The organism is Sphingorhabdus sp. M41, from assembly GCF_001586275.1.
GTDB lineage: Bacteria > Pseudomonadota > Alphaproteobacteria > Sphingomonadales > Sphingomonadaceae > Parasphingorhabdus.
Map to the genome: position 1 here is coordinate 39,183 of NZ_CP014545.1, position 26,184 is coordinate 65,366.

The 26,184-nt window shown below is 56.6% G+C and carries 28 protein-coding genes; 11 read left to right on the forward strand and 17 right to left on the reverse strand.

Annotation, left to right across the window (positions count from 1 at the left end; all coding sequences use genetic code 11):
- Positions 1–31 precede the first annotated feature (31 nt).
- From AZE99_RS00240 to AZE99_RS00250, 3 genes are all read right to left on the reverse strand, one after another.
- On the reverse strand, positions 32–1,006 hold the full coding sequence (locus AZE99_RS00240) for a retroviral-like aspartic protease family protein (RefSeq protein ID WP_067196817.1): 975 nt from the start codon (positions 1,004–1,006) through the stop codon (positions 32–34).
- A gap of 105 nt (positions 1,007–1,111) precedes the next feature.
- Positions 1,112–2,047, reverse strand: coding sequence for an aspartyl protease family protein (locus tag AZE99_RS00245; RefSeq protein ID WP_067196820.1), 936 nt, complete (start codon positions 2,045–2,047; stop codon positions 1,112–1,114).
- 74 nt (positions 2,048–2,121) lie between these two features.
- Entirely contained in the window at positions 2,122–4,731 is a 2,610-nt protein-coding gene (locus tag AZE99_RS00250) for a ligase-associated DNA damage response DEXH box helicase (RefSeq protein ID WP_067196823.1), read from the reverse strand.
- A 177-nt stretch (positions 4,732–4,908) separates the two neighbouring features.
- Here AZE99_RS00250 and AZE99_RS00255 point away from each other — a divergent pair, with 177 nt between their 5' ends.
- The 3 genes from AZE99_RS00255 (at position 4,909) to AZE99_RS00265 (ending at position 7,402) form a co-directional block, all read left to right on the forward strand.
- Complete coding sequence (locus tag AZE99_RS00255; RefSeq protein ID WP_067196826.1) at positions 4,909–5,199, forward strand: hypothetical protein; 291 nt, start codon at positions 4,909–4,911, stop codon at positions 5,197–5,199.
- Positions 5,192–6,037, forward strand: coding sequence for a hypothetical protein (locus AZE99_RS00260; RefSeq protein WP_156472027.1), 846 nt, complete (start codon positions 5,192–5,194; stop codon positions 6,035–6,037). The genes AZE99_RS00255 and AZE99_RS00260 overlap by 8 nt, the downstream gene beginning before the upstream one ends.
- A 273-nt stretch (positions 6,038–6,310) precedes the next feature.
- Entirely contained in the window at positions 6,311–7,402 is a 1,092-nt protein-coding gene (locus tag AZE99_RS00265; RefSeq protein WP_067203116.1) for an AI-2E family transporter, read from the forward strand.
- On the opposite strand, the gene AZE99_RS00270 is transcribed toward AZE99_RS00265, so the two are convergent.
- The 4 genes from AZE99_RS00270 to AZE99_RS00285 are packed head-to-tail and all read right to left on the reverse strand — an operon-like array spanning position 7,392 to position 10,873.
- A complete protein-coding gene (locus AZE99_RS00270; RefSeq protein ID WP_067196831.1) occupies positions 7,392–8,306 on the reverse strand; it encodes a histone deacetylase family protein in 915 nt (304 codons plus the stop codon). The genes AZE99_RS00265 and AZE99_RS00270 overlap by 11 nt on opposite strands.
- 7 nt (positions 8,307–8,313) lie before the next feature.
- Positions 8,314–8,727 carry a DUF1801 domain-containing protein gene (locus AZE99_RS00275; protein ID WP_067196834.1) on the reverse strand — a complete coding sequence of 138 codons (414 nt, stop codon included), beginning with the start codon at positions 8,725–8,727 and terminating at the stop codon, positions 8,314–8,316.
- 32 nt (positions 8,728–8,759) lie between these two features.
- Complete coding sequence (locus AZE99_RS00280) at positions 8,760–10,466, reverse strand: N-acyl-D-amino-acid deacylase family protein (RefSeq protein ID WP_067196837.1); 1,707 nt, start codon at positions 10,464–10,466, stop codon at positions 8,760–8,762.
- Positions 10,467–10,474: 8 nt separating this feature from the next.
- The gene (locus AZE99_RS00285; protein WP_067196840.1) at positions 10,475–10,873 is read right to left on the reverse strand and encodes an MAPEG family protein; all 399 of its coding nucleotides are present in this window, start codon (positions 10,871–10,873) and stop codon (positions 10,475–10,477) included.
- Between the two features lie 323 nt (positions 10,874–11,196).
- Between AZE99_RS00285 and AZE99_RS16415 the strand changes: the two genes are divergently transcribed.
- Positions 11,197–11,319 (forward strand): hypothetical protein, encoded by a 123-nt coding sequence (locus AZE99_RS16415; RefSeq protein WP_257721889.1) that lies wholly within the window; start codon positions 11,197–11,199, stop codon positions 11,317–11,319.
- A gap of 183 nt (positions 11,320–11,502) precedes the next feature.
- On the opposite strand, the gene pgmG is transcribed toward AZE99_RS16415, so the two are convergent.
- The 3 genes from pgmG to AZE99_RS00300 all read right to left on the reverse strand — a co-directional run bounded on the left by pgmG (position 11,503) and on the right by AZE99_RS00300 (position 14,265).
- Positions 11,503–12,912, reverse strand: a complete 1,410-nt coding sequence (gene pgmG, locus AZE99_RS00290) for a phosphoglucomutase/phosphomannomutase PgmG (protein WP_067196843.1) — start codon at positions 12,910–12,912, stop codon at positions 11,503–11,505.
- A 90-nt stretch (positions 12,913–13,002) separates the two neighbouring features.
- Complete coding sequence (locus AZE99_RS00295; RefSeq protein WP_067196845.1) at positions 13,003–13,437, reverse strand: J domain-containing protein; 435 nt, start codon at positions 13,435–13,437, stop codon at positions 13,003–13,005.
- A 3-nt stretch (positions 13,438–13,440) separates the two neighbouring features.
- Positions 13,441–14,265 (reverse strand): division plane positioning ATPase MipZ, encoded by an 825-nt coding sequence (locus AZE99_RS00300; protein ID WP_067196847.1) that lies wholly within the window; start codon positions 14,263–14,265, stop codon positions 13,441–13,443.
- A 101-nt stretch (positions 14,266–14,366) separates the two neighbouring features.
- Between AZE99_RS00300 and panC the strand changes: the two genes are divergently transcribed.
- On the forward strand, positions 14,367–15,206 hold the full coding sequence (gene panC / locus AZE99_RS00305; RefSeq protein ID WP_067196849.1) for a pantoate--beta-alanine ligase: 840 nt from the start codon (positions 14,367–14,369) through the stop codon (positions 15,204–15,206).
- A gap of 173 nt (positions 15,207–15,379) precedes the next feature.
- Positions 15,380–15,676, forward strand: a complete 297-nt coding sequence (locus tag AZE99_RS00310; RefSeq protein ID WP_067196852.1) for an SEL1-like repeat protein — start codon at positions 15,380–15,382, stop codon at positions 15,674–15,676.
- 2 nt (positions 15,677–15,678) lie between these two features.
- Here the strand turns inward: AZE99_RS00310 and AZE99_RS00315 are convergent, their stop codons facing one another.
- From AZE99_RS00315 to AZE99_RS00335, 5 genes are read right to left on the reverse strand one after another with little or no spacing between them, the layout of a single operon-like run.
- Positions 15,679–16,824 carry a GNAT family N-acetyltransferase gene (locus AZE99_RS00315; RefSeq protein ID WP_067196855.1) on the reverse strand — a complete coding sequence of 382 codons (1,146 nt, stop codon included), beginning with the start codon at positions 16,822–16,824 and terminating at the stop codon, positions 15,679–15,681.
- A gap of 14 nt (positions 16,825–16,838) precedes the next feature.
- Positions 16,839–17,597 carry a glycerophosphodiester phosphodiesterase family protein gene (locus AZE99_RS00320; RefSeq protein WP_067196857.1) on the reverse strand — a complete coding sequence of 253 codons (759 nt, stop codon included), beginning with the start codon at positions 17,595–17,597 and terminating at the stop codon, positions 16,839–16,841.
- A complete protein-coding gene (locus AZE99_RS00325) occupies positions 17,594–18,061 on the reverse strand; it encodes a RidA family protein (protein ID WP_067196860.1) in 468 nt (155 codons plus the stop codon). Before AZE99_RS00325 ends, AZE99_RS00320 begins: the two co-directional genes overlap by 4 nt.
- A 12-nt stretch (positions 18,062–18,073) precedes the next feature.
- The gene (locus AZE99_RS00330) at positions 18,074–18,751 is read right to left on the reverse strand and encodes a hypothetical protein (RefSeq protein ID WP_067196863.1); all 678 of its coding nucleotides are present in this window, start codon (positions 18,749–18,751) and stop codon (positions 18,074–18,076) included.
- The gene (locus tag AZE99_RS00335) at positions 18,744–19,034 is read right to left on the reverse strand and encodes a DUF3572 domain-containing protein (protein ID WP_067196866.1); all 291 of its coding nucleotides are present in this window, start codon (positions 19,032–19,034) and stop codon (positions 18,744–18,746) included. Before AZE99_RS00335 ends, AZE99_RS00330 begins: the two co-directional genes overlap by 8 nt.
- Positions 19,035–19,086: 52 nt before the next feature.
- Here AZE99_RS00335 and AZE99_RS00340 point away from each other — a divergent pair, with 52 nt between their 5' ends.
- Positions 19,087–19,455 (forward strand): response regulator, encoded by a 369-nt coding sequence (locus AZE99_RS00340; protein ID WP_067196872.1) that lies wholly within the window; start codon positions 19,087–19,089, stop codon positions 19,453–19,455.
- 18 nt (positions 19,456–19,473) lie between these two features.
- On the opposite strand, the gene rpmG is transcribed toward AZE99_RS00340, so the two are convergent.
- Positions 19,474–19,641 (reverse strand): 50S ribosomal protein L33, encoded by a 168-nt coding sequence (gene rpmG, locus AZE99_RS00345; RefSeq protein ID WP_066741431.1) that lies wholly within the window; start codon positions 19,639–19,641, stop codon positions 19,474–19,476.
- 197 nt (positions 19,642–19,838) lie between these two features.
- On the opposite strand from rpmG, the gene AZE99_RS00350 reads away from it, so the two are divergent.
- From AZE99_RS00350 to AZE99_RS00365, 4 genes are all read left to right on the forward strand, one after another.
- The gene (locus AZE99_RS00350; RefSeq protein WP_067196875.1) at positions 19,839–20,174 is read left to right on the forward strand and encodes a hypothetical protein; all 336 of its coding nucleotides are present in this window, start codon (positions 19,839–19,841) and stop codon (positions 20,172–20,174) included.
- 11 nt (positions 20,175–20,185) lie between these two features.
- Positions 20,186–20,752 (forward strand): TMEM165/GDT1 family protein, encoded by a 567-nt coding sequence (locus tag AZE99_RS00355; protein WP_067196878.1) that lies wholly within the window; start codon positions 20,186–20,188, stop codon positions 20,750–20,752.
- 131 nt (positions 20,753–20,883) lie between these two features.
- Entirely contained in the window at positions 20,884–21,354 is a 471-nt protein-coding gene (locus tag AZE99_RS00360; protein WP_067196881.1) for a Dps family protein, read from the forward strand.
- Between the two features lie 395 nt (positions 21,355–21,749).
- Positions 21,750–25,199 (forward strand): autotransporter domain-containing protein, encoded by a 3,450-nt coding sequence (locus tag AZE99_RS00365; RefSeq protein WP_067196884.1) that lies wholly within the window; start codon positions 21,750–21,752, stop codon positions 25,197–25,199.
- Positions 25,200–25,348: 149 nt separating this feature from the next.
- Here AZE99_RS00365 and AZE99_RS16470 read toward each other — a convergent pair whose 3' ends face one another.
- Positions 25,349–26,023 carry a cold-shock protein gene (locus AZE99_RS16470; protein ID WP_067196887.1) on the reverse strand — a complete coding sequence of 225 codons (675 nt, stop codon included), beginning with the start codon at positions 26,021–26,023 and terminating at the stop codon, positions 25,349–25,351.
- Positions 26,024–26,184 lie beyond the last annotated feature (161 nt).

Here is a 26,184-nt window from a genome sequence, read left to right on the forward strand (position 1 = left end):
ATTCGCTGGCGTCTGCCGTAACGCTGTCCGGTCAGGATTTTATCCGGCTGTTGCGCGGCTCATCGATATGCAGCCGGGCATTGCGCGGAGTCAGAAAATGGATTTTCCGTTTGGGAAAATCGATCGCAACCTGATCAAATTTCCGCAGCACGTCCATACCCATCAGCAAGGTGGGCTTGTCGGCCAGACCGAAGCGCTCGAACGGTGGCGCATCGGCGAAAGCCACAGAAAGGCTGTCAAAGCGGGCACGGCCGATGCGAAAATCGCGGGCCCGACCAAATTCCACGCCCAGAGTCTCGCCGGTGACAGCGATCAACAGATTGTCATCTCCCAACTCCTTCGCGCGGCTGATCAGCCGCTTCTGCAATATTTTGTTGGCGATGGAAATCTGGGCGCCCGTGTCAACGATGACATTGACCTTGATCCCCGAAATCGTGGCATCGGTGAAGATCAACTGGCCGGACCTCCGCTTTGCAGTCACCACGATTTCCCTTGAACCTGGCCGGTTGCGCGCTTCTTCCGCATCTTCAATGACAATCTGGTTCAAGACGAAATCAAACAATATCCGCTGGTCCTGCAAGCCGTCGAGGCCCAATATGCCATCGGCGCCAATATGCCGCGCCGCCAGAACCGGCGAAATCAGCCCGTCATAGCTTTTCCGGCCGAGAGTCAGGCTGGGAACGTAGACCATGTCGACCATGCTGGTGCCGGCAATACTCATCAGTTCGGCCGGCTCTTCGCCTTCCAGTGCCAGCCTGTCGGCAATTGTGCGCGAAATCACGGTCCGTTCTGCGCCGGTGTCGATTACGAAGGAAAAGGGTCCCTTGCCTTCGATACTGACCGGAACGGTCATCCGTTCGGCGCGATCCTCGTCGAGATCGATAATCTGGCCTTCGGGATTGATCAGGCTGCCGGGCGCAACCGGCTGGCCAAAGGGCATGGGGTAAGCCATTGCCAAAGCGGAGGCCAGAACAGCAGGTGTCAGGCTCATCAAAAAGGCTGGCATCGTCTCTCCAATCTATTCTTTCCAGCTAGCGACAGCTTAGGCTGCGGTTCTCTACTTGCCACTGGCTTACCACCAATGGTCGCCGAGCCTCGACCAACGACATCGCTAGGCATCTTTCGGGATCAGGAAGTAGATTTTCCGGTTGGCAAAATCGATCGCCACCCGGTCAAATTTGCGCAACGCATCCATGCCCAGAAACAGCGCCGGTTTCCTGTCCAGTTTCAAAGCCTTGAACGGTGCAATATCGGCGAAAGCGATCGGGATGATGCCAAAGCGAGCGCGTCCGATCAGCAATTCCTCGGCAATGCCATAATCGGCCTGCACCGACCGACCGGTGACATCGACGAGACTGGCCTGCACCATGGCTGACGATTTCAGCCGCAACCGTCGTTGCAACACCTTGTTACCGATGGAAAGCTCACCGCCGGTGTCGATGATCACGCTGGTTTTGATTCCGGCAATCGTGGCATTGGTGAAAATCAATTGCCCGGAGCGCCGTCTTGCGGTCACCACGATTTCCCGGCGCGATCTGCTTTTCAGCGGCTTGCTGGTATCCTCGATAGAAATATTTCGCGCGAGAAAATCGAACAGGATCCTCTGGCCCTGCAGACTGTCGAGACCGAGAACCCCGTCTGCGCCAATATTGGCGGAGCGGAATGTCGGCGAAATCAGACCGTCATAGCTGCGCGTCCCCAGAGTCAGGCTGGGGACAAAGACGGTCTGCACTGTGGTGCTGCCCGCCAGTGCCACAATCGTGACTTCATCCTCGATATCAAGCGCCAGCGCGCCAGCAATTTCCTTGGACAATATGGTTCGTTGCGAAGCCGTATCGATAATGAATTCATAGGGCCCGCCATTTTCGATCCGGACCGCGACCGTCATCCGCTCGCGCCGGTCCTGCGCAATCGCAATCTGTTCCGCATCGGGCTGGAGAAACTGGTCGGGCAGCCTGTCGGCAATATGTGCCTCGGTCTCCGGTTCCACCGGAATGGACGCCGCGGGCTGAGCCGCAAACAGCGACGCGCAGACAGGAAGCAACATTGTCGGACAAGCCATTCGCCAACCCTAGCCGATAATCGACATCTCGCCAAATCCGGCTCAACTCGCCGGCAATTCTAATCCAGTTTCATAGCCTCGCTGATCAGCGATTCCGCCTCGATCAGCAACGCGTCATCGGTCGCTCCCTGCGCGACATGTTCGCGGCCGATCATCACCAGCACCGGCACCGCCAGCGGGCTGACCCGCTCCAGCTCCACATGGATTATCGACTCCGCCGCCCGGTCGAGCAGATCGCCAAGCCTTCCGACATCGGTCATCCGCGCCCGCGCATCCGCCCATGCCGCCTGCATCAGCAGATGGTCCGGCTCATATTTGCGCAACACGTCGAAGATCAGGTCGGTCGAAAAAGTGACCTGCTTGCCGGTCTTGCGCTTGCCCGGATGCTGCCGCTCGACCAGACCGCTGATCACCGCCACCTCGCGGAAAGCGCGCTTGAGCAGGTGCGACCCCTCCACCCAGTCGAAAAACTCGTCTTCCAATATATCGGCGCTGAACAGCGGGCGGGGATCGGTGACCGGCTCGACGCTGTAGCAGGCCAGCGCATAATCATTGGCGACAAAGCCGACCGGCTTGAGGCCGCGGTCCTCCATCCGCCGGGTCAGCAGCATGCCCAGCGACTGGTGCGCGTTCCATCCTTCGAAACTGTAGCAGACCATATAATGCAGCTTCTTGTGCAGAAAGGTCTCGACCAGCAATTGCCCCGGTTCCGGCATCACCGAGCGATGGTCCTGCATCTCCAGCCATTCGCGGACATCGTCGGGGAACCGCGCCCAGCCGGCGCGATCGGTCAGAAAAGCGCGCACCCGGTCGGACAAATGGGTGGTCAGCGGCAGTCTCGCCCCGCCATAGCTCGGGATCATCGCCGCTTTCTTCGAGGCGCGGACAATGACATCGCTGGCGTCCATCTTGATCAGCTCGAGGCTCAGTCCGGCGAAGAAAAACGTGTCGCCGACCGATAGCATGGCGGCAAAACCTTCCTCGACCTTACCGAGATTGCGGCCGTTCTTGAACCGGACAGTCATCATCGCCGCGTCGACGATGATCCCGGCGTTGAGCCGGTGCTGGGCAGCGAATTTAGGATGGGTCAGGCTCCAGACGCCCTTCGCGTCCCGCCGCAGCCGCTTGAACCGGTCATAGGCCTTGAGCGCATAGCCGCCGTCGCGGGTAAAATTCAGCACCCGCTCGAACTGCTCTTTCGACAGGGCGCTATAGGGCAAGGCGCTTTGCACCTCGTCGAGCAGATCATCCTCCTGAAACGGTCCGGCGCAAGCGCAGCTCATCACATGCTGGGCGAGCACATCCAGCCCGCCGGCGCGAAACGGTTCGCCGTCGCGGCGGCCCTCGTTGACCGCATCCAGCGCTGCCCGCGCCTCGAGATATTCAAACCGGTTGCCGGGCACGAGCAGCGCCCTGGACGACACATCCAGCCGGTGGTTGGCGCGGCCGATCCGCTGCAGCAGGCGCGAGGAACCCTTGGGCGCGCCCATCTGGATGACGCAATCAATATCGCCCCAGTCGACCCCGAGATCGAGCGAAGCGGTGCAGACCAGCGCCCGCATCTGGCCCGAGGCCATGGCATTCTCGACCTTGCGCCGCGCCTCCTTCGATAGGCTGCCGTGATGGATACCGATGGCGAGATTTCCGTCATTGATATCCCACAGCTGCTGGAAGGTGAATTCGGCGAGAAAGCGGGTGTTGCAGAAGACCAGGGTCATCCGGTTCTTGCGTATCTGCTCCATCACCTGCGGAATCGCATAGGTGCCGGCATGGCCGGACCAGGGTACGCGCACCGGATCGCCTTCCGGCGTCTCGGGCAGCATGATCGACAGATCGGCCGGTGCGCCGTCCGCGCCGAGCACATGGGTGACGCTATGGATATCACCATAAGGGGCCAGCCAGGCGCGGAAATCATCCGGTTCGGCCACCGTGGCGGACAAGGCGACCCGCTGCATCTCCGGCGCGATTTTTTGCAGCCGCGCCAGCGATAGCGCGAGCAGGTCGCCGCGCTTGCCGGTGGCAAAGGCGTGCACCTCGTCGATCACCACGCGTTTCAGCCCGGCGAACAGGGCAAAGCTTTCCGGCTGGCTGAGCAGCAGGTTGAGCGACTCCGGCGTGGTCAGCAATATCTGCGGCGGCTTCACTCTCTGCCGCGCCTTGCGATTCGCCGGCGTATCGCCGCTGCGTGTTTCGACCGTGATCGGCAGGCCCATTTCCTCGATCGGCGTCAGCAGATTGCGCTGCACATCGACGGCCAGCGCCTTGAGCGGCGAGATATAGAGCGTGTGAAGGACGTGCCGTTCATCCCGGGCCTGGCGAAGGGCAGTTCGCGCGCCGCCAGATGTTTCGACAGGTTCAGCACGAACGGTTGTTTTGCCCGCCCCGGCTAGGCCCTCCCGTTCGCCCTGAGCTTGTCGAAGGGCCGGTTGCGCCAGCCCTGGTGCTTCCACAGACTCAGCACTCACGGGTTGCCTGGCCTCCCCTTCCACAAGCTCCACCAGCGTCGGCAGGAAACCCGCCAGCGTCTTGCCCGCTCCGGTCGGCGCCGTCAGCAAGGCGTGCCGTCCCGCCCGGGCTGCCGCTAGCATCTCCAGCTGATGCGGCCGCACGCTCCAGCCGCGCGAAGCGAACCAGTCGGTCAGTTTTGGGGGTAAATCTGTTGCCATCATAACCGGAAGTTTGAGATATTATAGACCCATGGGGATGCTATGTAGTTGGTCATGGACAGGGTCGACGACAAGCAGAGCAGACACTTTTTCCAATCTGATTGCAAGATCAAGTATTTTATAGTATATGTTAGTATTGCTCGCATCGCATTTGAGTAAAATGAGAAAACCGGGGGATGAATGCAGATTGCTATTCTGTTCAAGGCTCTTTTTTTCAATGGAGTTGGCACCTCGTCTATTTTACTGGCGCTAATGACCCTGTTTGATTTCCAGTGCGGAGAAGCACGGTTGAAATGCCTGTCCAACGCGCTCGACGGAGATGTTCCGAACCGCTTTTATGCTGCTCTTGGTGTAGGCGTCGTTTTTCTGGTTATCGGCGGTGCTTTAGGCGCCAAGGAAGCAAATATAATCAAAACAATCTGGGATGGGGTCGCCAGCAAGATTCCCTCATTCGGACGTGCAGATGAGTAACCGTTTCTGGATTATAGCCAGCGGACTTGTGTGGCTGCTCGGTGTAGGGTTGGCTCTCAGCGTCTTTTTCTCATATAATGATCTGCGTTCAGAATTGGCCCAGAAAAATCTGGCGATAGCCAAGGCCGAAACGGAATTAAGCGCGAAACAGGCTGATCTGGATGGTCTCGCAGAACGCATCGCCAGACAGCAAAGCCAATTTGCGACGCTGGAAGATGCTGTCATTGAAGTGACTCTGTTCCTCGAACAGAATTCGGGCAAAAAAGATCTGGTCCAGAGGCTGTGTAATCAGAATGGCTCAAGGCTTGCCGGCTTGGCACTCACCATATGTGCCAATGTCCATAACGTTCTGGGAGATTCCTATTATTCATATTTGCAGACGGTGTTGCAGGCAACCTTGTTTCGCAGCACTGACAAATTTGAAGCCGCCAGCGAAAAATATCTAAGCGCGCAATCTCAAATCAAACAAGTTTCTGCCCCGCCACAACATCGAGCATTGCTGCAAGCTCTGGCTTTTGAAGGGCAGGCCTATTCTGCCTATCGACAAGACCAGCTGACGGCAGCGAAAGGGCTGATTGATGACGCGCAGAGAGTGATGCAGCCATTTCCCAACCAGGTTTCCGGCTTTGTTGCGTTGACAGACTTGAAGATTGCCTGTGAAAGCAAAATCCCGAAGGCGGAAATTTCTGAAAAATATCAGCAATATAAACGCGACTTGGAAAAAGCCATCGGTTCAGCCTCCGGAGCATGGCTGGATTACCGGAAGCGGGACCTGGCCAACTTCGAAAACGATCCAGAATTGAAGCTTGTTTGCCCCGAATTTAGTACGGGCACCTGAATCAGGATTAAAAAATAACATCCTGTTTCGGTGATACGGGTGGGAAGTCTATCTGTGAGCCAAATTTCTTCGCTTCACAATGGCTCCACATATTCTTGATCCAACCCTGTCATAGGCACTGCCGGCTGCTCGAACCGGCGCTCTCCAAACAGCGCGCAGATAATGCAACCGGCAACCGCGCCTGATCCTTGCCCGCTCGGAAATATTCCCGTATCCACCGACCGGAGCGATTTCGACATGGTCGCGCCACCAGACCCAATAAGAGCGACAAAGATGGACAATCGGACAACATCGGAGACACGGGTTGAGTGGGGCTTCATGATTGCCCTTCTGGTGATTGTCTCGCTGGCCTTCGCGGTTCTGGTCGAGCCATTTTTCGGTGCCATCGTCTGGGGCGTCGTCGTCGCCGTCCTGTTCCGTCCGGTGTACGAACGATTGCTCGGCTATCTGCCCGGCCGCACCAATATGGCCGCGGTGATCACGCTGATTCTGATATTGTTGCTGGTCGTGGTCCCGACAATTTTGCTCGGCATGGCACTGGCCCAGGAGGCCGCGACCATCTATCTGCGGATTCAGAATGGGGAAATCGATTTCGGCGCGGTGTTCCAGGCGTTTGAAAATTCGTTGCCCCAATGGGTGCAGAACCAGCTCGCCGCTTATGGCTATGGCGATTTTGCCAGCATCAGGGCGGAAATCGAACAGTCCATATCCGCCATTCTCGAATTTCTGGTGACCCAGTTGCTGAGCGTCGGGCAGGGCGCCTTCCAGTTCATGCTCAGCCTGGGTGTCATGCTCTATTTGACCTTTTTCCTGCTGCGCGATGGTCGTGCACTGAGCGACCGTATCGAACAGATGGTTCCGCTCGGAGAGGAAAAGCGGCGCATTCTCATGGAAAAATTTCTGGTAGTCATTCGCGCGACCATCAAGGGCAGCCTGATTATCGCGATCATTCAGGGCAGTCTCGGAGGGATTGTCTTCTGGGCGCTCGATATCCGGGGCGCATTATTATGGGCAGTTTTGATGGGCATATTCTCCCTGATTCCGGCCATCGGCACTGGGTTCGTCTGGGTCCCGGTGGCGCTTTATCTGTTCATCACAGGAGCTGTCTGGCAGGCTGTGGTGCTGGTTCTCTGCGGCGTGTTCGTGATCAGCATGGTCGACAATCTCGTCCGTCCGACTCTGGTCGGCAGGGACACGCGGATGCCCGACTATGTCGTGCTGATCTCGACGCTCGGCGGCCTGCAGCTGTTCGGGATCAACGGCATCGTGATCGGTCCGCTGGTGGCGGCTCTGTTCATCGCGATCTGGAGCATTTTCTCCGAGATGCAACAGGGACAGGTGGAGCCGGAAAAAGCTAGCGAATAGTCGCGCGGCGCGCCGCTTCGTCCGCCATCGTCATCATCGACCGTGCATGGCGCAGGGCCACCGCATGATGGTCATGGCCATAACCACCGCCTAGCGCGCTGGCGACGGCAATACCGCGGTCACGGGCCTTGCGGATGACCATCCGGTCGCGCTGTTCGAGTCCTGCATCGGTGAGCGCCAGCCGGCCGAGCCGGTCGTCGGCATGCGGGTCGACCCCCGCCTGATAGAGCAGCATATCCGGTGCAAAGCGCCCGAGAATGTCATCCAGCGCGTCATCCAGTATCGCGAGATAGGCCTCGTCTTCCATCGCATCGGGCAGCGCAATATCACGGCTCGAACGCGCCTTTCTGGTCGGGAAATTGCGTTCATTATGGATCGACAGGGTGAAAACATCCTCGCGCCCGGCCAGCAATACGGCGGTGCCGTCGCCCTGATGCACGTCGAGATCGACAATGAGAATCTTGCGCGCGTCGCCTTCCGCCAGTAGCCGGTTGGCGGCGATGGCCAGATCGTTGAACACGCAATAGCCGGCGCCGGTATCCGCCAGGGCATGATGGCTGCCCCCGGCGCTGTTCGCCGCATAGCCATGTTGCAGGGCTAGCCGCGCCGCCAGCCAGGTGCCGCCCGACGTATATTGGACACGGCTGGCGATCTCCGCCGATACCGGAAAGCCGATCCGGCGTTCTATTTCACGTGGAACAGTCCCGGTCAGCACTTGCTCGACATAGTCGGGGTCATGTACCGCCTCGATCCACTGGCGCTCCATCAGAGGCGGCTGATGGGCCTGATGCAGCGGCTCATGGATCCGGATCGCCTCCATCACCAGCTGATATTTGTCGAAGACAAAGCTGCCGCTGGCCGGGCGCGGCGCCACATAATCGGGATGGTGGACGATATGGAGCATGGATGGCCTAGGAACGCTTCCGCAGATGATAGGTCAGCGCCATGGCGATACAATGTTTGACGGCATCGACGGGCAGTTCGTCTTTGCTGTCAAACAGCACAGCGCGATTGCCGTCAAATGTCAATTCCTCATCATATAGTTGCCGGTAGCGCTCGACCAGATCGGTCTGGCAATGCACATAGAGCCCATATGTGTCCGGCGATTTCTTGTGCCGATGGATCCGCACGGTGGTGCCCGACCCGCTCGCCGCCGTCAGAAATGCCGGCTCTCCCCATTTGACCGTCTCTTCCAGCGGACCGATAGCCGGATTCTCCCGCGCAACCTCCAGCACCAGCTGGCGGAGCTGCACCAATCTCTCGGCCAGTTGCTCCGGAAGGCCTTCCCAGGCGGAGCGCGTGGGTTCGGGAATTTCGTCTGTCATTCCAAATCATTATCAGTCGGCCGGGGTTTTTGTCACGCGCCTCGTATCAAACGCCCGGGTCGCGCGCCTGTGGACTGGTCGAAGCGCCGGATAATCTCGCCAGACACGATCGTCGCATCATAGCCGGTTGCGCGCTGGTGCAGCCTTTTCCCGCCCGCAGGAAGGTCATGGACGATCTCCGGCAGATGCAATTGCAGATTTTCGAGATCGATCACATTGATATCCGCCTTGGCACCGGCTTTGAGCAGGCCGCGCTGGTCGAGTCCGACCGCTTTCGCGGCCTTGTGCGAGAGCATATGGATCGCTTCCGCCAGTTCGAAACTTTCCGCTCCCGGATTGCAAACATATTGGGTGAGCAAATAGGTCGAGTAGCTGGCATCGCAAATCGCGCCATAATGAGCGCCGCCGTCGCCAAGGCCGGGAATGCAGTGCGCATGGCTTAGCATTTCATGGGCGCTGGCCAGCGTGCCATTTTCATAATTGCCAAGCGCCGCGAGGAACAGCCCCTTGCCATTTGTCTCGAGAAGCCGGTCATAGGCGATCTCCTGCGGCGTGCAGCCCCTGGCCGCCGCCTGGCCTGCCATGCTCATTTCTTTCGGTGGCGCATAGTCGGGGGGATTGTCGAGCGGGAACAGCCAGTTCCAGTCGCGGGCCAGCGCGTTGAACGGATGACCATGTTCGAATTCTTCGCTCAGCAGCGCCTCGCGCAAGTCCGGATCGCGCATCGCCGCAACCTGCTCCTCTACGGACAGGTCGGCAATCTTCGCCCAACTCGGACAGAGAATGAACGGGTGGACAGTCAGTTCCAGCCCGGCAATCAGTCCGATTGGCCGCGGCATGATCTGGGCGGTAGCCTTCCCGCCATTGGCGTGGGTGCGATCGATCATATCGAGCACCTTGCGCCAGCGCGGTGGCCCGTCATTGCCGGATGCGAGTGTGAAAGTGGCCGGCCGACCGGAGCTTTCCACCACCCGCTCGATCACCTGATATTCCTTGTCCCAGCCGACAAAGGCGTCGAGCACAACCTGGAAGGTTCCGCAGCCGGCATCCTTCATGCCGCCGCAGATCGCTTCCAGCTCGGCCACATCGGCTTCGAATGTCGGGATCGACCCGCCATCTGCAGTCTTGTGAATCGACAGCCGCGACGTCGCAAAGCCGATCGCTCCGGCCTCCATTGCTTCGCGCGCCAATTTGCGCATCATTGCCAGATCATCATCATTGGCCGGTTCGCGGGACGCGCCGCGCGCGCCCATGGCGTAGACGCGCAAGGGAGAGTGCGGCAGATAGGCGGCAATATCGATATCGCGTTTGCCCTTCTCGACCACGTCGAGATATTCGGGAAATGTCTCCCAGTTCCAGGGCAGGCCATCGGACATCACCACGCCGGGAATATCCTCGACGCCTTCCATCACGTTGATCAGCATGTCGTGATCTTCCTTGCGGCAGGGCGCAAAGCCGACGCCGCAATTGCCCATGATCGCCGTGGTCACGCCGTGCGAGGAGGAAGGGCTGAGCTCTTCCGCCCAGATGCACTGGCCGTCATAATGGGTGTGCACATCGATAAAGCCGGGGGTGACGATCTTGCCGGTGGCATCTATTTCCTCGCGGCCCGTGCCGGCGACTTGTCCGATCGCCGCTATCTTGCCGTCGCTGACCGCGATATCCCCGTCGATAAGAGCACCGCCGCTGCCATCGGCAATGGTCCCGCCGCGAATTACCAGATCATATATTTTGGTCATGTTTAGTTTCACCCTCTCACAAGCTGAACGATGACACCGATCAAGGTGCCAAGTACGAATATATAGATGGGGGGCATGCTGGCGTAGAGCCACAGCAGCCGTTTCTCCGGGGCCCTGTGATAGCCTAGCGCATAGCCGACCCGCATGAACGGCCAGATCAATCCGATAGCCGCAGCCCAATAGGGGCTGACGACATAAGCGAACAGCCAGAGGCCGGGCAGGAATAGCACCAGATGTTCCAGCGTATTCTGATGCGCCCGGACATGGCGCTCATATTCCGGTGGCCCGCTGTGCGATGGCGGTACGATCTTGAACCGGCCGCGCGCCAGGCCGGCCATTAGCAAAGTGAAATAATATGCGAGCAAAGCCAGTGTGCTGACAGTCGCCACGTATATATACCGGTCCATGAACCGCTAATCCCCATCCCTTTTTCAGACTGTCCTGAACGAATGGATCGGCCCTGACCATAGTGCATTTCGATAAGAAAGCCGTGCCGGGAAGATTTTGCAGCCTAGCGGCCCTCGTTCCAGGCGATCAGGCCGAAGCACGAAACCAACCATTGGCAAAATATACCATTATTCAGCAACCATTAATCTGCGCGCTAAGGCTGAAATCAGGCAGGCCTTTGAAATACAACAATAATATTAAACTGGCACGCCCTGTGCAGAGCTATGCTCATCTTCGCAACACAAGTCGCGAAGCACCAGTTTAAACAAAAAGGAAATTGAAAATGACCAACGTAAACATCCAGAACCAGGTAGCCGCCGCTTTTGCCGCTCTTTTTTCCGCAGCCGTTTTTGTTGTCGCCAGCGTCGGCCCGGCGGTCCAGAATTCCGCTGCCCTGATCGCATAACCCCATTGAAGAAAGGAAAATATCATGCCCCGCTTCACATTACGTCAGGAAATCGCCGCTGGCTTCGCCGCCATATTCTGCTCGGCAATCCTCGTAATCTCGTCGGTCGGTCCGGCAGCAAACGGCGCGACCTTCATCTGATGCCAGTCGACCGGTGTGATCTTGCCGGTCGATTGTACGAGCCTAATGCCCCGCCTGCTCGCCGCGCTCCAGTCCCGATAATGCCAGCTGCTCGTCAATCTGCGCCATCAGCCGGTCGAGACCGTCCTGCGATTTGGCTTCGGCCCGGGCCACCAGAACATCCTGCGTATTGCTTGCCCGCAGCAGCCACCAACCGTCTTCGGTATTGACCCGCGCGCCGTCGGTGTTGTTGACATCGGCGCCGCTGGCCGAAAGCCGCTCCAATATTTCGTCGATAACCGCAAACTTGCGGCTTTCATCGACCTGAAAACGCATTTCCGGCGTGTTGATCATATCCACCATATCGCTGCGCAACTGGGTCACGCTCTTGCCGATATTGGTTGCTGCCTGAATCAGCCGGATCGCGGCATAAGGCGCGTCGTCGAAGCCGTAATAATCATGTTTGAAGAACACATGGCCGCTCATTTCGCCGGCCAGTGGCGAACCGGTTTCCTTCATCTTCGACTTGATCAGACTATGGCCGGTCTTCCACATCAGAGGCTTGCCGCCGAGCGCCGCGATCCGGTCATATAAGGCCTGTGATGCCTTGACGTCGGCGATGATCGTCGCACCAGGCTCGCTTTTCAGGACATCCTCGGCATAGATTTGCAGCAGCTGGTCGCCCCAGATCACTCGGCCCATGCCGTCGATCGCGCCGATGCGGTCGCCGTCGCCGTCAAAGGCCACGCCGAAATCGAGACCCTTCTCCGCCACCAGTGCCTTCAGATCCGCGAGATTCTTTTCTTCGGTCGGATCGGGATGGTGATTGGGGAAGGATCCGTCGACTTCGGTATAGAGAAGATGATGTTCTCCCGCGCCACGCTCAGCGAGCAGTCTGGTCAGTTTCTCTATCACCGGTCCGGCAGCGCCGTTGCCGCAATCCCAGCCGATCTTGAAGGCCCCGCCGGTGAAATTCTTCAGCAGGCGCTCGACATATTCATCTTCGATATCGATCCGTTCGAGCGTGCCAGTTCCGCTTTCCCAGTCTCCGCTGGCTGCCATCGTGCCCAGTCCCAAAATGTCGGCGCCGAAAAAGGGGCGGCCCTGAAACACCATTTTGAAGCCGTTATAATTGGCAGGATTGTGACTTCCTGTAATCATTATGCCGCCTTGGACCGTTTTTAGTACAGATTCGGCATAATAAAGCATCGGAGTGGGACCCATTCCGACAGAAATTGCATTGATTCCTGCATCATTGAGACCGCGGACAAGCGCCTCTTCCAGCATCGGGGAACTCTCGCGCCCGTCAAAACCTGTTGCAACCGCAGTACCGCCATCGCGCGCAATCAATGTCCCGAAACCACGCCCAATAGCATAGGCATCGTCCGCTCCCAGCGTCTCGCCGATAATGCCGCGAATGTCATATTCGCGCAGCGAAGTGGAGTGAAATTCGTGAGATTTCGGGGCGTTCATGAGCATGGCCTTGGTTGATTGGACTGGCCCCTGTTTCTAAGGTGCAGCGTCCTGAAAATCCAGCGATACTGTCAAAATATGATGGGATGGCTACCGACGGCCGGATGCTTCCAATTCTTCCAATAATATGTCGCGCGCCCGGTTGATCATCTTCGCCAGCTGCTCGTCCCCGCCATTGTCGGGATGATGTTCCGCCAGCCTTTGCTTCCAGGCAGCATTAATCTCGATAAAGCCGGCGTCATCGCTGATACCCAATAGAGAACGCGCCCGGTCCAGTTCGAAATTGCGCGGTTTGCGCTTCGGTTCTTCGTCATCGCGCGCGGGAATCAATATCCGCCAGCCACTCAGAAAAGCCGCTCCGGCCAGCATGGCCCCGCCCATGATCCAGTTACTGCCGCGCAGAAAATTTGCGCCCAATAACGCAACCGCCAGTGCCAGCCATTGATTGGCGGTCATCGTCTTGGCCTTGCCCGATAATATCAGCCAAGCCAGAATCGCCCCGCCAAATATGAGCAAAGCCATCATCGGTCAGGCAACCAGCTTCGGATTCGGCAAGGCGGACTCGCCGCCATCCGGCGAATGTTGCGTGGTTGGTGGCAGCGCGAGATGCTTGATCAACTCGCGCAATTCCTGTCGCGCCGCCAGATGGCTTGTCGCCAGCCGGCCAAGATGCTGCTTGTCGAGCATCGTCAGGCCCGAAGGGAAAAGCTCGCGATAAATAACCCGCTCGCTGAGCCCCGGAATGATGCGAAACCCGACGCGCTGCGACAATTCGGCAAGGGCGGCGATGATCCGTTTCATATTATGCGCTTCGACATATTGGGTCCGGTTTCTCAGCAATACCCAGTCTATCGTTGTGCCGTCCGCTTTCGCTCTGGCCTTGCGGGCGTCCCAGATCAATTCCGCATAAAAACTCAGCTTGCGAACCTTGTAGGTTTCCGGATCGACCTGCCCGATCAGATCGAAATCGACAAAGCTGTCATTGATCGGCGTGACCAGGGTGTTTGCACGGGTTGCCACAAAGCGGGCGAATTTGTCATCGCGGCCCGGCGTGTCAAACAGCAGGAAATCGACCCCGTGCGACATTCGCTCCATCAACTGTTCCAGCCGGGCGAGATTGTCATCTTCGAACACGTCATAAAGTGGCTGTGGAATATCAATGTTCAGCCGCTTCATCGTCGCATCGCGGTTTTCCAGATAGCGATAGGTTGTGCGCTGGCGCGGGTCGAGATCGATGATCCCGACCTTGTGACCCTGATAGGAAAGAGCAACCGCAACATGAACCGCGGTTGTCGACTTTCCGGTGCCGCCTTTTTCATTGGCGAAGACAATATGATGCGGACTGTTGGTCACGTTTTGATCGATACCCCTGTTCTTGCCCCTTGCGAAGGACGGTCCACCGTCGCATAGCTCAAGAGAGCTTTACAGCAAAATCTAAACGCAAAGAGTGATGCATGCAAATTGTTCGACAGCTTGACCCGCTGCGGGACGCTTTGGCGGAGTTTCGCAAGGCCGGATCTAAAATCGGGCTGGTCCCGACCATGGGTGCGCTGCACGCAGGACATATGCGGTTGGTGGAAGAGGCGATGGAACAATGCGACACAGTTGTGGCGTCGATCTTCGTCAATCCAACCCAGTTCGGCGAGGGCGAGGATCTCGATGCATATCCGCGTCAGGAAGCCGCAGATGCGGCTCTGCTGGAAGCAGCGGGCGTCAAATTATTATGGGCGCCAACGGCCGAGCAGGTCTATCCGCAAGGCTATGCCACCAATGTCAGCGTAAGCGGGATTAGCGACGGTCTGTGCGGCGCGGCGCGCCCGGGCCATTTCGACGGCGTGGCCACGGTGGTGGCGAAATTGTTCAACCAGGTCCGTCCGGACGCAGCCTATTTCGGTGAGAAGGACTATCAGCAGCTGGCGGTCATCCGGCGCATGGCCCGTGATCTTGATTTTACCCACGATATTGTCGGTGTCCCGACGGTTCGTGATCCGGATGGCCTCGCATTATCGTCGCGCAACGCCTATTTGACCGCAGAACAAAGGGCCAGTGTCGTGGCACTCCCCGATGCAATGCGGGAAGCAGCTGATGCTATTGCGAGTGGCGGCGAGATAGACGCGATATTGGATGCCGCCAGAGCGCGAATACTCGGCGCGGGCTTTCATAAAATCGACTATCTTGAGCTTCGCGATGCCAATTCTCTGGCGATTCTCGATGTTTTTGCCGAACCGGCTCGTCTTTTCGCCGCAGCCCATATCGGCCGAACCCGGTTGATCGACAATATCCCCGTTTCCTAGGGCCACAGCGACTATCGGTTAACCAAAATATTTGTGAAAAATGACTGATTTCATGGGTTTTTGGAACGCTGAAACGGAATTTCTGCGATTCGCGTTAACCATTTCTTTAGGAGAATGCGCTGAAAGTCGTCCTGTCGCTGCAAATTGCGGCATCAAAAACAGGGACTGATAAAATGGGCAACAGCATGAAAAGCGCCGCCTTTCTAATCGAAAGCCACCTCTCCGAGGCAGCACGGGGCAGCAACAATGCATATTTTGATCTGGGTGTGATCTATTCGACCGGATCTGATGGCGTCGACGTCGATTTGACCGAAGCACATAAATGGTTCAATCTGGCCGCCTTGTCAGGCCATGACGAAAGCAAGATTTGCCGCGCGGAAATCTCGCTTGAAATGACGGCTCGCGAAATTGCCGAAGCCCAGCGGGAAGCACGCAACTGGCTACAGGAAAATACGCGCCGCGCTGCCTGAATCTAATCCGATTTTCTGAACGGCCCCATATTGGCCAGAAATTCGATATCGGCCGCAACCGCTCGACGCTCGCGTTCGAGATAGTCGGCAATGGCCGAGCGAAACCCCGGATCGACGATATAATGCGCTGACCAGGTCGGTACCGGCTGATAGCCACGCGCCAGCTTGTGGCTACCCTGCGCTCCGGCCTCGACGGTCTTCAGTCCGCGCGCAATGGCTGCGTCAATCGCCTGATAATAGCAAATTTCGAAATGCAGAAACGGGATATCGCGCGTACATCCCCAATAGCGTCCATACAGCGTCTCTTCGCCGATAACATTCAGCGCGCCAGCGATCGGCACGCCTTCCTGCATCGCAAATATCAGCAGCAGCTTGTCGGCCATTTTCTGGTGCAACAGGTCAAAGGCGCTGCGAGTCAGATAGGGCTGTCCCCACTTGCGCATCCCGGTGTCCTGATAGAATTCCCAGAAATAGTCCCAGTGATGCGGTTGAATTTCCGCGCCCGACAAGTGAACAATATCCACTTCTTCCTGAGCCTTGGCTCGTTCCCGTCGAATCGCCTTGCGTTTCCGGGAAGACAAAGCTGCGAGAAAATCATCGAAGCTTTGATAGCCGTCGTTGCGCCAGTGGAACTGGCTGTCGGTCCGGATCATCCATCCCGCCTCGCGAAAATAGTGGAGCTGGTCCTCGCTGACAAATGTCGCGTGCACCGATGAAATGCCGTTATTTTCTGCCAATTGTTCCGCTGCTTTCAGCAGAGGCAAGGCCATTGCCTTGTCCCGCAAAAGCAGGCGCGGTCCGGGTACGGGTGAGAAGGGCGACGCGATCTGGATTTTCGGATAATATTGGCCACCGGCATTTTCAAACGCATGCGCCCATTGCTGGTCGAAAATATATTCGCCCTGACTGTGCGACTTGAGATAGCTGGGCAGGCAGGCGGCGATTTTCCCGGCTCCATCCTCGATAATGATGGGCAGAGATTTCCAGCCGGTTCCGGGGCCGACGCTCCCTGATTCTTCCATCGCGGAGAGGAAGGCATGGGAGACAAAGGGATTGGCCGAACCGGCACAGACGTCCCATTGGTCAGCAGGGAGGGTGGCGATATCTGGTGCGACATGCGCAAGGATTTCGGTAGGGGTGTCGGACATTGCGCGCGATATTATCAGTTCTGCGGCATCTCATAAACCGGTTCGTCTGCATATCTTGAGGCGATTTCTTCCTGTTCGGCAGAGCGCACCGTCCAGGTGACGACTGGCAGGCCGCGTGCCCGCTGCGCTGCGGCAAAGCGGGAGGGCAGATCCCGAATATCATAGGCGAGAAAATCGGGCCTTGCCGCCCACAGGTTACGGTGACGGGCGATCCGGCCGCGCCAATTCTTGCTATCTTCTTCCGTGATGACCAATCCCCGGACGATATGGTCGGCATTCTTGCGAAACCAGGCGCCGACCAACGGGTTAAAGGACATGATGGCGGCCTTGCCCCCATAGCCTTCCAGAGCCCTGCGCACCGAGAGGCACAGCGGACCTATCCGCCTGTTGCGGGACTTGATTTCGATCAGCACCGGCACCCGTCCAGCCACCTGAGCCAATGTTTCGCGCAGGCGCGGAATCTTGCCATGTCCGCCATTAAGCTGGATCTGGTCAACATCTTTGGCGCGCAATTTACCGATCGGGCCAGTCTGATTGGTCAGCCGGTCCAGTTCATAGTCGTGAAAAACAAAGGCGCGGCCATCTTCTGCGGCCTGCACATCGCACTCAATTCCATGACCCAGCTTGATCGCAGCTTCAAAGGCGGCGGGACTATTTTCCAGCACATCATTGCCGTGCAGCCCGCGATGGGCATAAGGCTGGCCTTTCAGGAACGCTACCCGTCCGGGCGCCGGAGCCGGCGCGAGCGCATTGTCGAGCAGCGTCCCGATCACTCAGTTTTCAGAGCTATGATGGCGTCAACCTCAACCGCGACGCCGAGCGGCAGCGATGCCACGCCGACGGCGCTCCGGGCGTGCTGACCGGCTGCTCCAAAAATCACTTCCATCATGTCGGAACAGCCGTTGGCAACCTTGGGATGGTCGCTATAGTCTGCGGTGCTGTTGACGAAGACGCCGAGTTTGACGATTCGGTCCACGCGGTCGAGTGATCCGGCCGCCTTCTTGATCTGCGCCGCGATCATTAGCGCACAGGCCTTGGCGGCCTGTTGCCCCTCTTCCAGCGACATATTGTCACCCAGTCGGCCGATGATCAGCTTGCCATCCTGCATCGATACCTGGCCGCTGATATGGAGCAATCCATTCACTTCAACGGCCGGAACATAAGAGGCCACCGGGGCCGCCGGTGTGGGCAATTCAATGCCCTTTGCTGTCAGGGCTTTTTCAATATTGTCGGTCATAAGGTAAAACTCTCACGCATGGTTGGCTGGGTCAAGCTCTTGCGATGGCAAGTCCATCGCCGGAGCCGGTGCGGCATTGTCAAACTTGTCCGAGATCCAGGACATTGCGTCACCCCACAAATCGATACGGGCATGGGCGGCAACATTCGTCTCGACATGTTCTGCCATGATCGGCTCACCCACCATCTGCAGGCGCCATACGTCAGGGGCGTGCTTGGCTACGCTGCCGTGTTGATGACCCAGATCATCGACGAACACGGTAACCGCAGGCGCGAAGTCCGCGATGATGCTGTTCAGCAGCTCGCCCTTGCCGCCCTGATTGGTATAGACGGGAAAATCGATACCGACTGCCTTCAACTGTTCGGCGCGGGCTTCACGGCGATCATCCAGCAGATTGGTCAATATCACGACATCGGCGATTTCACTCAGCTTGTTGATAGATTCCACCGCACCCTCGATCGCTCCCTGACGGTGCATTTCATTGTCGAAAAACTCCTTCAGCATTGGCCAGATCAGCTCTGGCAGAACCTGGGTGCCATCATGTTTGTGGCGCAGCGCATTCGCAAAATTATTGCCGTTTTCCAGATCGAAATGGATATGTTTGTCGCTGTCCAGCCATTGCTGGAAAGGCACCACCATATGCAGCAGAACTTCGTCGCAGTCGCTGATTAGAAGCGGCTTTTTACTCATGAAAATCTCCGGGAGCGTTAAGATGCTGCGCTGCTGCAGCAAGTTTGGCGGGGGCGACACCGATAGCATCGGCGCAGGCAATCAGGTCGGGCTCGTGATTGGCAAGAAAGCCCAGCAAGGATGCCAGCATCGCCGGGTCCTCAAGGCCTGATCTCAGTTCGCGGGGATCCAGCCCGGTCAGGGCCAGCAAACGCTCCGCGCGGTCCTGATCTTGCAGCACCCAGCCGAGCGCCTGTAAGGCGATGATTTCGCTATCGGGCCCGAGATTGGGATTTGTTTCCATTGCCGCTTTCGCCTAATGGGTCGACAGCAAGTTTGAAAGGGTAAATCCGGTCGTGGCAAAAAGAGTGTTGGTGGTTGAGGACAATGAATTGAACCTCAAGCTGTTCTGCGATCTGCTGCGGGCCCATGGTTTTGTCGTCGAGCCGGTCAGCGATGGCCGGGAAGTGCTCGAAAAGGCGCGCAGTTTTGTGCCGAATCTGATTGTGATGGATATTCAGCTGCCCCATGTCAGCGGCCTGGAACTGATCGAGCAGATCAAGAAAGATGGTCAGCTTAAGATCATACCAATCATGGCCGTGACCGCATATGCCGGCAAGGGTGACGAAGACCGGATTTTGAGTGCCGGAGCAGAGGCTTATGTCTCAAAGCCCATATCGGTGGCGAAATTTGTCGAATCGGTACAGAAAATTCTGCACCGCTAAAGTCGGGCCAAAGCCTGCTTATTTGATTTTGGCTTCTTTGAATTCGACATGCTTGCGCACAACCGGATCATATTTGCGCTGCACCATTTTTTCGGTGAGATTACGCGGATTCTTGCGGGTTACGTAGAAAAAGCCGGTATCCGCCGTGCTGACGAGTTTGATCTTTACATTGGCTGGTTTCGCCATGGTGCATTCCTTAAGGCAGAAGCTGAAATAAAAACAGCGACGCTATCCGGCGCCGCATTCGTTCCCGCGCTAATGGTGAAAATGCCGATGATTGTCAAGAAAAAGCCATCGAGCTTCCTGCGGCAGCAAACTCTGCTCCGTTTACGGCTTTTTAACCATGTTTTTGCATGGTCACATTGAAGCGGGGAGCAATTGCGATGAATCATGATAGAAATCTGTTTGTGCACGCGGAAATGCTGAAGTTGCTCGACGGTTTGCCGGCGGAACTGGTTGGCCAGCATCCCCTGCAGTTTCTCATGCACCTGGACCATGTCCGGCAAAAAGCAACGCAGTATGGCCTGGCAGCGCTGCGCGATCTCAGCTGCATATTGGAAACCGCTTTGCAACCTGCGCTAGAGACTGGTGGTGCCACCACAATCGCACGCACATATCTCGAAGCGATGCGCGCGACGCTTGACTGCGACGAAATGAACCCTGCCATGACCGAAGCGCTCATGGCCAATGTAGCGCTCCGCCTTGGCGGGCAGCCCTAACCGTAACGGCAGTGGATGCATTTCTAACTTCGCTTTTTGCTCTGGCTGTTGCTGAATTTGGCGACCGGCCGCAGATTCTTTGTGCCGCTCTGGCGATAAGATATGGCCGTGTGTCGCCGATCATCTGGGGCCTGGGTCTGGCAACTCTCTGCAATTGCGTGATTTCCGGTATCGCCGGTTCCGCGGTTCACCAGTGGATCAGCGAAGACGCGCTGCAACTCTTCTATGCCCTGTCCCTGATTTTTGCCGGCTTTGGCATGGTCGCATGGCGTCGTCCGGTCGACTTGCTGGAAAAATGGCAGCTCGGACCATTCTGGACATCCTTTCTCGGCCTCTTCATTCTTCAGCTTGGCGACAAGGGACAATTTGTTCTCATGGCTACCGCCGCTCGGACCGACATGTGGGCTTTCGCCGCCGCTGGTGGATGGATCGGCGTAATGATCGCATGCCTGCCCGCCATCCTGTTTCACCGGCAACTGGCTGAGAATGTCCCGATGGCACTAGTTCGCTATGTCGGCGGCGCTGGCTTTCTTTTGGTCGGGTCTATCCTCGCGCTAGGAGCATGGGGCATAATTTGATCTCGCCTCGGCAACCTTGTGCAGGCTGCTAGATCGATATTATCAATCTGAGATAGCAAATCTTCCCGTTACATCGGGCTATCAATATATTCTAATCTCCACGTCATAAAATAATCAATCCGATAAGGAGAATGAATATGACCACAGGTGACAATGCAAAAAAGGCCGTAGCCGAATCACTGAATGGAATATTGGCTGACAGTTTTGCGCTCTATCTCAAGACCAAGAACTTCCACTGGCACGTTTCCGGCCCCCACTTCCGTGATTACCATCTTATGTTCGATGAGCATGCGGCGCAGATACTCGCCACCACGGACCTGATTGCCGAACGTGTTCGCAAAAACGGACATCGCACTCTAACCTCTATTGGTGATATCGCCAAACGGCAGACCATTGCCGACAACGACGATGCCAAGGTCGCGGCGGCGGACATGCTGGTCGAATTGCGCGCTGATAATCTGAAGCTCGTCGAAAAACTCCGTGAAGCGAAGGAATTGGCGGGAGAGGCAGGAGACAATGCTACTGACGGCTTGTTGGATGACTGGACGGATCAGGCAGAAGAACGCGCCTGGTTCCTGCTGGAAATCGCAAAGAAAGACTGAGTAAAGATAATCCATTATTTGCCGGAAGGAAAAGATGCTTCAATTTGGACCAGCCCCCCGTGCCGGCCGAAAATAGCATGAGCCCTTTCGGCAGCAATGGATCAAGCTCATTGCCAGTCATGGATTATGGAACCAGACCCTACGGCTGTAAGCGGATTTGCATCAGAATGCGGCGCATTCTGATCCGGTTTCCACGCCCTGAAGATGGAACATCCCAGCTCATTTGGAAAATCATGGTAAATAAATAATGCCCCGCTATTCTCGCTGGATTTTTCTGGGGGTATTATTGAATGAATATGAGTTTCGGGCAGTCAAAACGGTCTTTACTTTTGCGCACAGCGGCGGTGGGGGCATTTGCTACCCTCGCTGTTTTGGCAACGTCGGCACAGGCCATAGTGCCCAACGATAATTTCTCACCGGAAGATATTGTCGACACCGATGGCGGGGTGAATGGTGTCGGCATGTTTGCTCGCGGGGATGGTTTCGTCTGTTCCGGAACATTGATCAATCCGCGAACTGTTCTGTTTGCCGCGCATTGTGTGAATGATCGCCCGGAAAGTGATTATAACAATGTCGTCAACACAGCATGGTCATTTGACACTGATGCGATTCAACTCCGTAGCTTCATTCTTGATGAATTGGGTATTACGAGCGGCACGTTCGAGCAGTCGATCAACACGTTTCTGGTGAATCAGATTCGCTGGAATGCGCAGTCCACTGAACGCGCCGACAGCCAGGGGTTTCTGGAAGGCGATATTGCTCTCGCCAGCCTGGCCGCACCGGCAGGCAAAATCCCCACTTGGGCACTGTTGTTTTCAGCTTTGCCAACTCCTGATTCCATCAGCGATGCGGATGGCACAGGTTATCATGTCAACATCACAGGTTACGGCCGCACAGGCAGCGGCAGTGCCGGCTCAAATGTCGGCATTGATTTCCGTCGACGGGCTGCCGAGAATATGCTGGGTTCCCTGTCGTCTTTTGACGATCGGAACAGCTTCTTGTTCGGCGCTCCATTCGGCGACCTGCCCCAGGTTCTCTATCGCCTTGACTTTGATGACCCCGACAAAACCAATACCTTTGATTTCAATCTCTACAAGGATGAGCCGCGCACACGCGAGGGCACGACGGCTGGCGGGGACTCCGGCGGCCCGTTGATTCTTGATGCTGCAAATAACAGCTTGTCGACCGAAAATCTCCAGATTGGCGTTCTGTCTGGCGGTTCGCGTTTCTTTGGCCCTCAGGTCTTCAGCTCTTACGGGACGGAAAGCTTCTATCAGCCCTTGTTCCTGTTTGCCGATTATATTGCTGCCAACAATCCTTATCGCTACGTCAGTGCAAAAGCAGGTGACGGCAATTGGGAAGATGCAACCCACTGGCAGACCGATCTCGATCCTGCCTACCGGATAATCGATGTCGACGGCAATGTCGTAAACGGTTTTCCTGACACCCAGTCGGCTGGCCGGCTTGGTGCCGACCCGCAATTTGGTGAAGTCTGCTTTGACCCCGAAGGCGATAATCCTGGCGATGGCTGTCAGGATCTGGCGACTGGTGATTTCTCTCCTCCATCGCGTCCAGCTCCAGCAGCAGCGCCTGTGGCAAGCGGAAATTTGACGTCCGCTATCGGAAACGTTGAAGTCAGCGCAACGTCGGAAATTGCTGCCGGCGGCGAAGCGCGGGCGTCATCCGAAGTGGTCTCATCGGTTACGTCGGCATCTGCCTCTGGTGCGCGCGCAGTCATGATCACGGGATCCGAGTATCAGGCCCATGGTGCCAACAGTGTGAACATCGATGGCGCGGAAAATATAGCATTTCCCGAGGGGAATGCTGTCGAAGTCGCTGAAGCAGAAGCACAAGCTGACAATGGCGCCGAACTTGCTCAGGAAGAATCCCAAGCTCCTGGCGATCCGCAACCAAATCCAACATTGGCGAACGGATTGCCGGGTGCGACGGACTTTGTTCCCGACAATATCGATCCGGTGATCAGTGCTGATCCGGCTGTCCAGGTAAACAGCCGCTATTTCGAAGTCACGCTGAACCAAGCTGGTAACACCACTTTGAGCAGCAGCAGAACGATCGACCGTTTGAACGTTAGCGGGGCGGCAGGTTTGAGTATCGCTGCAGCTGGCGATTTGACGTCGCTAATTGATGTCAATCAGTCAGGGGGACGCGTTGCCGTTGATGGTAGCCTGACCAGTGCGGGAGACTATTCCCTGTTTGCCGGCCTGTTGTCAGGAAGCGGCACAGTAAAGGCACCTTTCGTCACCAGCATAGCGGGCGGAATCGCGCCGGACACAATGGGAACGACTGGCACTCTGACCATTGACGGAAATCTGGTTCTGTCATCGGGAACCACTTTGTTCATCGATGTTGGCGCATCGAACAGTTCTGATCGCGTCTCCGTAACGGGCGAAGCCAATGTCGGGGGCAATGTGGCCATTGGCAGTATTGAACTCTTCCAGACAGTTACGCCAAGCATCTATCGTATCCTGACCGCTGACGGGGGTGTGACCGATCGGTTTGCCGGTGTTTCCAACCTGTCGGCGATCCTGATGTCACGACTGATTTATGGTGCCAACGCCGTAGATCTTGAGATTCGTGCGCAAAGTTACCAGAATGGGATCGACAGCAACAGTGCAGTACAGGTCAGCTATGCAGGTTTGCTGGACCGCAATCGCGGAAATGCCACGGTCGGCGACCTGTTCTCTTTCTTGGACTTCGCGGATGCAGGTACAATCCAGTCTACATTTAACAGCTGGGCACCAACGACGGAATCTACGGTGCAGGCAATGGGGCGCGGCTTTATCGGGAATGTCGCGAGTTTCTATCAGAACAGAAGCAGCGCGGCCGACCGTTCTTCAAACGGCGGCACGATTGCCGTAATCGGTCGTCCGATACAATTGGCAGTGTCATCTCTCGGCGGTTTTGCCATGAACGGTGCTAGTGTCCTGAGTGATGCGGCTGCAAATAGCAGCGAGACAGAAGTGCGTTCCGGTGGTGTTAACGAAGACATGGCTGTCTATCTTTCCGGTGGTTTCGTCAATGGCGATGCCGGCTCGATGCCGCTTCGCAATCCTTCCGCAGGAGCCGATGGAGAGGATGAATTTGACGGGTTCTTCATTGCCGCAGGACTTGAATATTATTTCGACGAATCCTCATTTATCGGTGTCTCGGGATATTATTCGGATGTCGATGCCACGGTGGAATTGGGTAACACGGCGCAGTCAAAAGCGATCATGGGTTCGATTTACGGACGCAGCAAAACCTTTGCTGATCTGGTACTGGACGCCCGGGTGACATTGGGTACCTATAATGTTGAGACCTTGCGCAACGTGGCTCTTGGTGCCCAAGCGTTCAGCCTGACTACCGATGATGACAGTCTGCTATTTGCGTCTGAGTTCGGATTGTCGAAAGAATTGAATCTTCTTGATGCAATCATCGCTCCCGGCGTCCGGGGCCGTGCAGCAAAGATTAATTTCAGCGATGTCAATGAACAGGGTGGTGGACCAGCCCTGACAATTGTTCGTCCGGACTATAACAGCATCCAGGGGCTGGCCGGTGTTGAATTCAAGTCGAAGCCAGGCAAGAAATTGCAACTGCGCGCTTCGATGAACTATGTTCACGAATTTATGGATAACCCGAATAGTTTCGGCGCAAATTTTGTTGGAGGCAATGGGTTGGCTGCTCCATTTCAGGTAATAAACGCCGACAAGAACTGGGGAGAAGTCGGAGTGGGCTTGCGTTACAACGCCGGCAATATGTCATTCGACCTCTCCGCCGATTCGACGGTTGGCCGGTCGGATGTTTCCAGTCAGGTATATTCAGGTGCGGTTAGCTTCCGTTTCTAGGAACCGACAAGCCTAGAGAGCCCGCCGGTTAACATCGGCGGGCTTTTTTATGCCCCTGTGATTGGTTGGTCCCGCTTCGGGAATATAGGGCAAAAAAAAGGCGGGCCAAAGGCCCGCCATTCTTGAGATATTTGATCTGGTCTAAAGCGTTATTTCGCCACCAAGTTCACCGCAGCGGTCTTGCCGCGTTGATCAACTTCCAGTTCAAACTCCAGCTTGTCGCCTTCTTCCAGTCCGCGCATACCAGCGCGCTCTACGGCTGAAATATGGACAAATGCATCGGGCTGGCCATCATCGCGTTGAATGAATCCAAAGCCTTTGCTGCCGTTGAAAAATTTCACGGTACCCGTGGCTTTTTCTCCGGTAAGTTCCCGGCGAGGAGCACCGCCACCACCGCGATCTTCGCGAGGAGCGGCTCCGCCAGCCGGAACTTCGATAAGATCGCCTTCGATTTGAATGTCCGAAGCGGAAACCTTCCCACCGCGGTCAACCAGCGAAAAGCGCAGAGTCTGGCCTTCGGCGAGACCTTTCAGGCCAGCGCGTTCCACCTGACTGATATGGACAAAAACATCTTCGCCGCCACCATCTTGCACGATGAAGCCAAAACCCTTTTGCGCATTGAAAAATTTCACGGTCCCAGTGCTTTCGCCGACGACCTGATCCGGCATGCCGCCGCTCCGCCTGGCTCCGCCGGAATCACTCTCCGGCCGCGTGTATCTCTCTACAGGCGGACCGTTATCACCTTGATATCCATCGAAGTTTTCGTCACCGAAGCCGTCGCGCTTGTCCCGGCCTCTACCTCGCCGGTTTCTGTCAAAACCCATTCTTAAAACGTCACTTTCAATTCGCCCTACCTAAGTAATACCAATGTTACAGCGGACGACCTCCAGAACATTGTTTTGCGCGAATCCTATTACCGCACGGCTCCGTCATACAGAAAAATGAAGGAATAAGCGAATGAATTCGGTGTTTTGGTGACGGCCCG